9 protein-coding genes are annotated in these 11,339 nt (G+C 61.5%); 5 read left to right on the forward strand and 4 right to left on the reverse strand.

The features are described 5' to 3' along the window. Together VF436_RS03690 and VF436_RS03695 are read left to right on the forward strand one after the other, a co-directional pair. A partial coding sequence (locus tag VF436_RS03690; protein ID WP_330902631.1) for an MFS transporter occupies positions 1 to 1,299 on the forward strand: 1,299 nt, incomplete at its 5' end. A 29-nt stretch (positions 1,300 to 1,328) separates the two neighbouring features. After that, on the forward strand, positions 1,329 to 2,963 hold the full coding sequence (locus VF436_RS03695; protein ID WP_414649810.1) for an alpha-amylase family glycosyl hydrolase: 1,635 nt from the start codon (positions 1,329 to 1,331) through the stop codon (positions 2,961 to 2,963). Between the two features lie 71 nt (positions 2,964 to 3,034). Here VF436_RS03695 and VF436_RS03700 read toward each other — a convergent pair whose 3' ends face one another. After that, complete coding sequence (locus VF436_RS03700; RefSeq protein WP_330902632.1) at positions 3,035 to 4,069, reverse strand: LacI family DNA-binding transcriptional regulator; 1,035 nt, start codon at positions 4,067 to 4,069, stop codon at positions 3,035 to 3,037. Positions 4,070 to 4,439: 370 nt separating this feature from the next. After that, positions 4,440 to 7,172, reverse strand: coding sequence for a DNA polymerase I (polA, locus tag VF436_RS03705; RefSeq protein WP_330902633.1), 2,733 nt, complete (start codon positions 7,170 to 7,172; stop codon positions 4,440 to 4,442). Between the two features lie 132 nt (positions 7,173 to 7,304). Here polA and VF436_RS03710 point away from each other — a divergent pair, with 132 nt between their 5' ends. Continuing rightward, the gene (locus VF436_RS03710; protein WP_330902634.1) at positions 7,305 to 7,835 is read left to right on the forward strand and encodes a DUF2782 domain-containing protein; all 531 of its coding nucleotides are present in this window, start codon (positions 7,305 to 7,307) and stop codon (positions 7,833 to 7,835) included. 5 nt (positions 7,836 to 7,840) lie between these two features. Beyond that, positions 7,841 to 8,272: an EamA family transporter gene (locus VF436_RS03715; RefSeq protein ID WP_330902635.1), complete on the forward strand. Its 432-nt coding sequence runs from the start codon at positions 7,841 to 7,843 to the stop codon at positions 8,270 to 8,272. A 9-nt stretch (positions 8,273 to 8,281) separates the two neighbouring features. Here VF436_RS03715 and VF436_RS03720 read toward each other — a convergent pair whose 3' ends face one another. Continuing rightward, positions 8,282 to 8,989, reverse strand: coding sequence for a glutathione S-transferase (locus tag VF436_RS03720; protein ID WP_330902636.1), 708 nt, complete (start codon positions 8,987 to 8,989; stop codon positions 8,282 to 8,284). A 193-nt stretch (positions 8,990 to 9,182) separates the two neighbouring features. Then, complete coding sequence (locus tag VF436_RS03725; protein ID WP_330902637.1) at positions 9,183 to 10,073, reverse strand: LysR family transcriptional regulator; 891 nt, start codon at positions 10,071 to 10,073, stop codon at positions 9,183 to 9,185. Between the two features lie 91 nt (positions 10,074 to 10,164). Between VF436_RS03725 and VF436_RS03730 the strand changes: the two genes are divergently transcribed. Continuing rightward, on the forward strand, positions 10,165 to 11,163 hold the full coding sequence (locus tag VF436_RS03730; protein ID WP_330902638.1) for a bile acid:sodium symporter family protein: 999 nt from the start codon (positions 10,165 to 10,167) through the stop codon (positions 11,161 to 11,163). Positions 11,164 to 11,339: the final 176 nt, after the last annotated feature.

The following is an 11,339-nucleotide window of genomic DNA, read 5'->3' on the forward strand; positions in this document are numbered from 1 at the left end:
ATCGTGCAGCCGATCGTCGGCCATTATTCCGACCGCACCTGGACGCGGTTGGGACGTCGCCGCCCTTACTTTCTCGTAGGCGCGATACTGACGACCCTCGCGCTGCTGTTCATGCCCAACGCGCCGAGCTTGTGGATCGCAGCTGGCCTGCTATGGATCATGGACGCCTCGATCAACATATCGATGGAGCCATTTCGCGCCTTCGTCGGCGACCAGTTACCGACCACGCAGCGGCCGCTCGGCTATGCAATGCAGAGCTTCTTCATCGGCATCGGCGCGGTGATCGCTTCGGCGCTTCCCTGGATATTGGAATACCTGGGAGTCAGCAACGTGGCGGTGGACAAGGCCATTCCCGACACGGTGCGCTATGCGTTCTACGCTGGCGCCGTGGTGCTGTTCGGTTCGGTACTGTGGACGATCGTCTCGACGCGAGAGTATCCACCTCAAACGTTGCATGCGTTCGACGCGGCGCCGGCGCATGCCATCCCTCCCATCGGGCCGCGGGCCCGGCTGTGGGGCATGTCATGGCTGTTACTGGGTGCTTTTGCCACTGTCATGGTCTGGGTGTTGCGGATCGATCACCAGTTGCTCTTGCTCACGGTTGGCGTGGCGCTGTTCGGGGCGGCGCTATGGTGGCTGAGCGTGACGGAAAGCAAAGGCATGGCCAGACAGGTGTTGACTGACCTGTTCGCCATGCCCGATGCCATGCGTCGCTTGGCATGGGTGCAGTTCTTTTCATGGTTTGCGTTGTTCGCCATGTGGATCTACACCACTGCCGGCGTGACCGCGGTGCACTACGGCAGCAGCGATCCGCATTCGGCCGCCTATAACGAGGGTGCCAACTGGGTGGGCGTGCTGTTTGCCGCCTACAACGGCTTTGCGGCCATGGCGGCCGTCATCATTCCCTGGATGGTGCGCTGGTGGGGCTTGCGCGTGAGCCATCTGATCAATACCTGGCTGGGTGCCGCAGGATTCGTCTCGATCCTGTTGATCGGCAATCCGCACTGGTTGCTGGCGTCGATGGTCGGTGTCGGTTTTGCCTGGGCGTCGATTCTCTCGCTGCCTTATGCACTGCTGTCGGACAACCTGCCCGCGGCGAAGATGGGCATATATATGGGCATCTTCAATTTCTTCATCGTCATTCCACAGTTGCTCGCCGCCAGCGTGCTTGGCCTGTTGTTAAAGCTGTTCTTCCATGGGCAACCCATCTACGCCTTGGTGCTGGGTGGCATCAGCCTGTTTATCGCCGGGCTTTGCACGCTGCGCGTGCGCGAGCCGATTCAACGAGTGGAACCATGAAAAAGCACTTCCTTGGGCTCGCGCTGGCCATGACCATGGCGCCGGCAATGGCGCAGCAGGCCGAGTATGTGGGCACCGATGCACCGTTTGCCTCCAACGCGATCTATTTCGTCATGACCGATCGCTTTGTCAATGGCGATCGGTCCAACGATCATCGTGACCAGGGTGGAGCGCACCATACCTTCGATATTCCCGTGCCCGGTCCGAACGGCGAGACTGCGAACATCGGCTATCTGGGTGGTGACTTCAAGGGCGTGCTGGACAACGCGCGTTACATTCGCGACATGGGGTTTGGTGCGGTGTGGATCACGCCGATCGTGGACAATCCGGATGAAGCCTTTACCGGCGGCGATCCGGTGACCTGGGGCGCATCGCTTGCCGATCGTGGCAAGGCTGGTTATCACGGCTACTGGGGCGTGAATTTCTACAAGCTCGACGAACACCTGCCGAGCAAGGGCCTGGACTTTGCGCAGTTTACCCAGAAAATGCGCGCGCAGGGGTTGAAGACGGTGTTGGACATCGTGGCCAATCACGGCTCGCCATCCTTCAGCATGCCCCAGGCGCAGCCGCAATTCGGACAGATCTTCGACAAGGATGGCAAGCTGATCGCCGATCACCAGAACCTGCGCCCTGAGCAACTCGATCCGGTGCAAAACCCCTTGCATCGCTTCTATCACGCATACGACGACCTGGCGCAGTTGTCCAATAACGACGACGAAAATCCGCAGGTGCTCGATTATTTTGTGGGCGCCTACGAGAAGTGGGCCGACCAAGGCGCCGATGCTTTCCGTATCGATACCATTAGTCACATGTCTACGGATTTCTGGCGTCAGTTTGCCGCGCGGATCCGTGCGAAGCATCCGGGCTTTTTCATGTTTGGCGAGGCGTTTGACTACAGTCCCGACGATATCGGCCAGTACACCTGGACGCGCAACGGCGGCATCAGCGTGCTGGATTTTCCGTTGCGTCAGCGTGTGGCCGAGGTGTTCGAACATCCGCACAGCGACTATGCGCGCATTGCCGAGCGTCTGTATCTGCGTAATGGTCCGTACCACAATCCCTATGAGTTGGTGACGTTCTACGACAACCACGACATGGCGCGCCTCAATGCCACTGATGATGGTTTCATCGATGCCAACAACTGGCTGTTCACCGCACGAGGCATTCCGGCTATCTATTACGGTTCGGAAATCGGTTTCGAGCGCGGTCGTGCCGAGCACCAGGGCAATCGCAATTACTTTGGCCAGGAACGTATAGACACGGCACCCAAGAGCCGGATCTACCAGCAGCTCAAGCGCATCGCACAACTAAGGGCACGTACGCCGGCCTTGCAGCGTGGCTTGATGTTGCCAGTGGAATTGAAGGGTGATCATGCGGTGTTCTATCGGGTCTACCAGAAGGGTGATGAGCATCAGTTGGCCCTGGTCGTTCTGAACAAGGGCGACACTGCTATCGATATTCCCGTGTCGTCATGGTTGCAGGCAGGCGCCTGGAAACCTGCTCTGGGCGGAAACTCCGTGAAAGTCGGTGAAAACGGCACTCTGCAGGCACATGTCGGCCCCCATGACGTGCAGGTGTACCTGCTGGATGCCCCGGTGACGCGTCGTGACTTGCGTGAACAGTTGGCGCTATCGATGGAAGAGCGCGGGCATCCGGAGCGGTGAGGTGCGGGTGAAGGCGCTCGCTGCGCAACTTCACAGCTCGCGCTGCCAGCGGCCTTCCTGCCACACGCCGCTTACTTCCCCAGCAAGCTCGACTTGCGCACCACCAGCTTGACCGGCAATACGTCGCTTGCCACCGGCTCGCTGCGGATCAGTTTCAACAAAGCATCCACCAACGCTTCTCCGGCTTGTCCGGTGTCCTGGCGTACCGTCGTCAACGGTGGATTGACGAACGTGGCCGTAGGGATGTCGTCGAAGCCGGCGACAGCGACATCGCCGGGAACTTGTTTGCCGTGATCGGCCAGCGCACGCATGGCGCCGATGGCGATCAGGTCGCTGGCGGCGAACAGGGCGTCGAACGGCTTGCCCCTTGCCAGCAGGGTTTCCATGGCGTCATAACCGGATTGCTCAGAGCTTTCCGCGTTGACTTGAAGCTCGGGATCGACGGTCAGGTCCGCTTCGCGCAGCACCTGTGCATAACCACGATAGCGAGCGAAGAATTCGGGGTAATGGCTGGATGCGTCGCCCAGGTAGGCCACATGGCGGCAGCCTTGGTCGAGCAAGTGGCGCGTTACATCCTGGCCGCCGACATAGTTGTCGCAGCCAATGGAGATATCGGGCTGGTCGGCCAATACCGCCCCCCAGCGGACCGAACGGGTGCCCTGGGCGACCATCGCGTCGAGTTTGTCGCGGTAAGCCAGATAGTCGCCATAGCCGAGCAGGATGATACCGTCGGCCTTGCGGGTGTCGGCGTAGTCGGCGTGCCAGTCGTGCGACAACTGCTGAAATGACACCAGCAGATCGTAGCCGCGCTGGGCGCAGGCACGTGTGATCGATCCCAGCATGGATAGAAAGAACGGGTTGATATGGGACTCATCAGCCGTCGGATCCTCGAACAACAGCAGGGCCAGCGTGCCGGAGTGGCGCGTGCGCAGATTGGAGGCGTTCTTGTCGACCTTGTACTTGAGCTCGGTGGCTGCCTGCTGGATGCGCTGTCGGGTCTCCTCGCTGACCAGTGGGCTGCCGCGCAAGGCGCGTGACACCGTGGACTGGGATACCCCAACCCGGTGGGCAATGTCGAAGGAAGTGGCCTTGTCTTTCTTTTGCACTGTTGCCGCAATCCGATGAAGTCACGTCCGGGTGTTTTGGTGCCCGGCTGGAAACGCACCGATGCTAGCGGGTTTTGCCGGTCGCTGCCCCTCAACCCGGTGAGCGGGCATAAAAAAGCCCCGAAGGTTAGGGGGGAACCTTCGGGGCCGGTAGGCTGCGTGACCCAGGGGAGTGGTCCGCCTTGCCTGGTTGGGGCTCGCTATAGGGAGGTAGCGAGGATCCCAGGAGGACGCCGTTGCGTGCGTCCCAAGACTTAGTACGCACCAGACGCCTTTAAGTTTCGTGGGTGAGCCAAAAATGTTTAGCCAGCATTCATTTTTGATATAATGTAACAATTGTGACTATCGCCATGACGGTCATGTCCCAGGCTCAATGGGCTTCGTCCCAGTTGGTGCCCACACCGGCCTCGACCAGAAGCGGCACGCTGAGCTCGGCTGCGCCGGACATGCGCTCGACCACGGCGCTACGCACGATGTCGATGGCGTCTTCGCGGACTTCGAAAACCAGTTCGTCGTGCACCTGCATCAGCATATGCGCGTCATCGCGGTCCTTGAGCCAGGCGGCAACGGCGATCATGGCGCGCTTGATGATGTCTGCCGCGCTACCTTGCATCGGCGCATTGACGGCGGCGCGTTCAGCGCCAGCGCGCAAAGCCTGGTTGCGCGCGGTCAGATTCTCCAGGTACAGGCGTCGGCCGAAGATGGTTTCAACGTAGCCATCCCGATGGGCCTGCTCGCGCGTGGCTTCCATGAATGCCTGCACGCCGGAGAAGCGCGAAAAGTAGCGTGCCATGTAGTCACTGGCCTCGCCGCGATCCACACCGAGCTGGCGAGCCAGCCCGAACGCGCTCATGCCATACATGAGGCCGAAGTTGATTGCCTTGGCGGCGCGGCGCTGGTTGGTGGTAACTTCATCGGGCGCGACGCCGAAGACCTCTGCGGCGGTCGCGCGATGGACGTCGCCACCTTCCTGGAACGCACGTACCAGGCCCTCGTCGCCGGACAGGTGCGCCATGATGCGCAGTTCGATCTGCGAGTAGTCGGCTGCCATCACCCGCCAGCCTGGCGGCGCGACGAATGCCTTGCGGATGCGCCGGCCCTCCTCGGTGCGCACGGGAATGTTCTGCAGGTTCGGATCGGATGAGGAAATGCGCCCGGTGGCCACCGCGCCCTGGTGATAACTGGTGTGCACGCGACCCGTCCGCGGATTGACGTTGTCGGCCAGCTTGTCGGTATACGTCGACCGCAGCTTGGCCAGGCCGCGGTAGTCGAGGATCAGCCGCGGCAGCTCGTGCGCATCGGCGATCGCTTCGAGCGCTTCTTCATTGGTGGAAGGCTGGCCGGTGGGCGTCTTGAGCTTGACCGGCAGCTTCAGTTCATCAAACAGCACCGCCTGCAATTGCTTGGGCGAATCGAGGCTGAAATCGTGACCAGCCAGCTTGTAGGCTTCCTGTTGCAACTCGACCATGCGCTTGCCTAGTTGCTGGCTTTGCAGGCGCAACTGGCTCACGTCGATCAACACGCCGCGCTGCTCCATGCCGGCCAGCACGGATACCACCGGAATCTCGATCTCTTCGTAGACCTGGCGCAGTTTCGGTTCGCCCTTGAGCCTGGGCCAGAGCGCGTGATGCAGGCGCAAGGTGATGTCGGCATCCTCGGCGGCATAGCGGCAGGCAGTATCAAGGTCCACTTGGGAGAATGAAATCTGCTTGGCGCCCTTGCCGGCGACCTGTTCATACTTGACGGTTTCGTAGCCTAGGTATTTGCGCGCCAGCGAGTCCATGTCATGGCGGGTCGCGGTGGCATTCCAGACGTATGATTCGAGCATCGAGTCGTGTTGCAACCCCTGCAACGTGATGTCGTAGTGCGACAGGATGTTGATGTCGTACTTGGCGTGCTGGCCCAGCTTGGGACGGGAAGCATCTTCGAAGATCGGCTTGAGCGCGGCGAGTACGGTGTCCCGATTCAACTGGACGGGTACGCCAGGGTAATCGTGCGTCAGCGGGATATAGCAGGCCTCGCCAAGCTCGACCGCCAAGCTGAGGCCGACGATTTCCGCCTGCATGGAATCGATGCTCGTGGTTTCCGTATCGAAGGCGATCAAGGGTGCATCGCGCAGCTTGGCGATCCATAGGTCGAAGGCTTCGGGGGTGGTGACCAGTTCGTAACTGCCAGGGCCCGACAAGGCCGTGTCCTGCGCCTGGACTGGTATGACCGCGGCGGTTGCCGTCACCGGCGCATCGCTTTCGCCAGTGGGACTGTCGGCGTCCAGGTCCTTCAGCGCGGCCTTGAATTCGTAGCGGATGAACAGCTCGCGCAGTTGCTCGGTATGCCGCTCGCGCATGGTCAGTGCGCTCACTCCTGCGTCAAGTGGCACATCGGTCTTGATCGTCACCAGCTCCCGCGACAAGGGCAGCGTCGGCAAGGCGTCACGTAAATTGTCGCCGATCTTGCCGCCAATCTTGTCGGCATGAGCGATTACGCCATCGAGCGTGCCGTATTCGGCTAGCCACTTGGCAGCGGTCTTGGGGCCGCACTTGGTCACGCCGGGCACATTATCGACGGTGTCGCCGGTCAGCGAGAGGAAGTCGACGATCTGCTCGGGCTTGACGCCGAACTTGTCGAACACGCCATCGACGTCCATGGTGGTGTTGGTCATCGTATTGACCAGGGTCACGCCGGGGCGCACCAATTGCGCCAGGTCCTTGTCACCGGTGGATATCACTACTTCGATGCCCTGCTCGTGCGCTTGCCGCGCAAGCGTGCCGATCACGTCGTCGGCTTCCACGCCCGGCACGCACAGCACGGGAAAGCCCAGCGCGGCCACGATGGCGAGCATGGGCTGCACCTGCGCGCGCAGGTCATCGGGCATCGGCGGGCGGTTGGCCTTGTACTGGTCGTACATGTCGTTGCGGAAGGTCGGGCCGGGGGCATCGCTGACGAAGGCCAGGTATTCGGGCCGCGCCTTCAGGGTGGAGCGCAGCATGTTGACCACGCCGAACAGCGCCCCGGTGGGTTCGCCCTGGGCATTGCTCAACGGGGGCAACGCATGGAAGGCGCGATAGAGATAGGACGAACCGTCGATAAGGATGAGCTTGGCCATTGCCCATTGTCTCATGCGCGGAATTTTTCGATGTTAGGGATGTCTTGGTTTCGCTCTCCCATGGCAAACCGTTCACGCAGTGCATGGCGCCACGGCTGTTAAACTGAGTCACCCGCCCGGAGGCCTTACCCGATGAAAAACCTTGTCTTGCTCGCCCTCCTGGGCGCCGCGCTTGCAGCACCGGCCTTCGCGCAAGATACCCGGCCTGCCTTCCAGCCGGCACCGCCGCCGCCGGGCATGAACGATCCGGGCGTCAAACCGACCGCCAGTGCACCGAAGGCCTCCAGCGCCACCGCATCGACGCCGGCCGAGACCACGCCGACGGTACTGCCTGGCAAGCCGATCCCGCTGCCCAACATGCAGGACAACAGCCCCCGCGATGCGCGTGGCGAGCCGCCGCCGTCGGTCAAGGTGTACAAGCGCGGCGAGGACACTGTGCAGGAGTACAGCCGCAATGGACAGGTCTACCAGGTCGTGGTGACGCCCAAATCCGGCGTCTCGCAGACCTACGACGTCGACCAGAATGGTAAGTACCGCAGTGGTGCCCACGAACAGGTCAAGCCGGTGATGTACAAGGTAGCCGAGTGGGGAACGTCCAAGCCGGCGGCTGACGACAACGACAGCGCCCCCGCCGCCAAGCAAGGTACCGAAAGCGGCCATTGAGCTGGATGGACGCACGCGGCAGCTGGTTGCTCTTCGCACTGGGCTCGGCGCTCTTCGCCGCGCTCACGGCGATATTCGGCAAGCTCGGTGTCGCTGGTATCAACGCCAACCTGGCAACATTCATTCGGACGATCGTGATCGTGCTCGTCGTAGCCGGAATCGTCACGTGGCGTCACGAATGGAGCCGGCCCACGGGTCTGCCGTGGCACGCCTGGTTGTTCCTGGTGCTGTCGGCGATCGCGACAGGGCTTTCCTGGCTGTGCTACTACCGAGCCCTGCAACTGGGACCTGTCAGCAAGGTGGCGCCGGTCGACAAACTGAGCGTAGCCATAGCCATAGTGCTCGGCCTGGTATTCCTGGGGGAGAAGCCAAGCCTCCCCTTGATGATCGGGGGTGGCCTGATCCTTGCCGGTACGCTGGTGATTGCGCTCTTCTAGCGCACCTGATCAATGATCGTCCAATGCTCGATAGTGACGAAAGATGCCGCTCTCGTTGAAGGCAAGCCGACGACCGGAGGTCAGGTAAGCGGCGATGTTGGGACGATCGGCCACCCGCTGCTGCACACCGCGCAGCAATGGCATGCGTCGATTCAATCGGCGCATGGCCTTGGGAAACGCATAGTCCAGGCCGGACATCATCTGGAACAATGACAGGTCCACGTACGAGTGCGTGCGCAGTACGTGCTTCTTGCCACCCCGTTCGAGCACGTGCTCGAAGTAGTCGAGAAACTTCGGTAACCGATGCTTGCGGAAATCCTCCGAGCGCCGGATGGCTGCCTCGCGCTGGTCCTCGAAGTATTGGCCACTGGCGATCGGATGATGGGTGTCGTGGATCTCCACGACGAAATCGGCCAGAGTCAGTTGTACCTGATGCGCATAGGACTGCGCGGATGCACTGTCTGGTACCAGCTTCAGTCGTGGACCGAGGAACAGCAGGATGTTGGCGACCTGTGCAATGACCGTGCGTCCTGCCTTGAGGAAAGGCGGTGCGAACGGCAGGCTACCTGGATGTTCGCCTCGAAGAAACGGCGTGATCGCGTCATCGCCCTTTTCTCGCGCCACATCGATGTAAACGGCGCCGGCATCTTCCAGCGCCAGCCGCACGTACTCGCCACGGCCCTGTATACCTGTCCAGTAATAGAGTTCGTAGCGCACGTGTTTCTCCCAAGGTTTACGAGGCGGGCAGCGTATCTAATGTGCGCTCAAGCCGGTGTGTAAGAGGGACGGGAGGCGAGCAGCGAGGGTGCCCACTTAGCTACTTGTCGCTCGGCCAAGGTAGACGATCATGAGCTAACCGCATTATCACGGGCTGCGAAAGACCTGAATTCGTGCCCTCGCTGCGCACCCGTCAGCCGACCCAGCTAGCCGTCTCTCGCATCTGCGCCCATACCAGCTCCGCCACGGGTGATAGCGAGCGATGGCGGCGGCGGATCAGGGTGATGGCGCGACGGGCGACAGGAGTCAGCGGCAGAGCGATCAGGGCGGGTGGCAGGCGTGCGGTCGACAGGGTGGGGGTGATAGTGATGCCCAGGCCTGCCTCGACCATGCTGAATGCGGTGTGCGTGTGTCCTGTCTGTTGTACGACACGCGGTTCGACGCCGTGTTGACTGAGCTGATGGTCGATCAGGCGGCGGCTGCCTGAGTCGTGATCGAGCAGGATCAGGGGGTGTGCCTGGAGTCTTTTCCAGCCAACCTGTTTTTGTCGCGCCAAGGGGTGGGCGCGTGGGCAGACCAGTACGAAAGGGTCGTGCAGGATGGTTTCGCTGTCGAAGTTTTCCGTGTCGGCTGGTTCCACCGTGACACCGAAATCCACTTCGCCGCCACGCACGCTTTCCAGGACCAGGGTCTGCGCCTGGTCGTGCATCTGTACGGTCAATTGCGGATAGCGCGATGCACAGGCGGCGATGCAGGCAGGCATCAATGCGGCCGAGAGCGTGGGCACCGAGGCAACGCGCACCTTGCCATGACGACGCTCACTCTCGGAGTGGGCGTGCGCCAGCACGCCTTCCAGTTCGTCCAGCACGCGCTCGATCGCGCTGTGCAGATAGCGGCCGGCCTCGGTAGGCACCACTTCGCGCGTGTTGCGGTCGAATAGTTTCACCTCCAACTCGCCTTCCAGCTCGGCGATGTGTCGGCTGACTGCCGGCTGGGTCAGGTGCAGGCTATCGGCGGCCCGACGGAAATGCCGAAGCTTGGCGACCGCCAGGAAGGCCCGGAGTTGGCGCAGACTGATATTCATTCGGAAATCGTATCAATAAATAAGATAAAACGATTTGAATTATCAGTCCGGAGGCGCTGCAATAGCTCCTGCATTCCTCGGCTCGCCGTCCATGAACCTGCGCCGCTTTCTTCCCGACCGCTTTACCTGCTGCCTAGTACTGACCGTGCTACTGGCCAGCTTCCTGCCTTGCCAGGGCGCCACGGCGCAGGTCTTTGGCTGGCTGACCGACCTGGCCATTGCGCTGCTGTTCTTCCTGCATGGGGCCAAATTGTCGCGCGATGCGGTGGTGGCGGGCATGACCCATTGGCGGCTGCACCTGACCGTCTTGAGCAGTACCTTCGTGTTGTTCCCGGTGCTGGGCTTGCTGCTCAAGCCCTTGCTCGCGCCCCTGGTCACGCCGGACCTGTACCTGGGCGTGCTGTTCCTGTGCACATTGCCCTCAACGGTGCAATCGTCGATTGCCTTCACGTCGATGGCGCGAGGCAATATTCCCGCTGCCATCTGCGCGGCATCGGCATCCAGCCTGCTCGGCATCGTGATTACTCCGCTGCTGGTTGGGTTGGTGCTGCAGTCGCACGGCCAGGGAGCGATGCGCTGGAATGCAGTCGGCGATATCGTGTTGCAACTGCTGGTGCCCTTCGTCGCAGGCCAAGTGGCGCAGCGTTGGATTGGCCGCTGGGTCGAGCGGCACCGCGCGATGCTTGGTATCGTCGATCAGGGTTCGATCCTGTTGGTGGTCTATACCGCTTTCAGTGCTGCGGTGCTGCAAGGCCTGTGGAAGCAGACGCCGCTGCCGGTATTGCTGGGCCTGCTGGTGGCCGATGCGGTGTTGCTGGCCTGCGCCTTGCTGGTGACCCGCTACGGTGCGCGCGCCATGAGGTTTGGTCGCGAGGATGAAATCACTATTGTTTTCTGCGGCTCGAAGAAGAGCCTTGCCAGCGGTGTGCCGATGGCCAAGGTGCTGTTCGCCAGTCAGCCCCTGGGAGCGATCGTGCTGCCGCTGATGCTGTTCCACCAGGTGCAGTTGATGACTTGCGCAGTACTGGCTCGCAGGTATGCGCGCGGGCTCGACGATGTGGGCGCTTCACGAGATCGTGCCGTGCGGTGAGGCGGGTAGTGGGGGGCGCAAGTTCGAACGTGTGAGGTATGCGGTGAGGTTGCGAAAGTTTCTTCGATGCGTGTCGGCTTGAGAAAGTACTCAGCGATATGCTCCCACTACTTCGCCTTGCATCTCTCGCTTCGCGCGCAACGTCAAAGCGCCCAACCCCATCAATCGCTCCGAAA

This window comes from Dyella sp. (genome assembly GCF_036384435.1).
Taxonomy (GTDB): Bacteria; Pseudomonadota; Gammaproteobacteria; order Xanthomonadales; family Rhodanobacteraceae; genus GSA-30.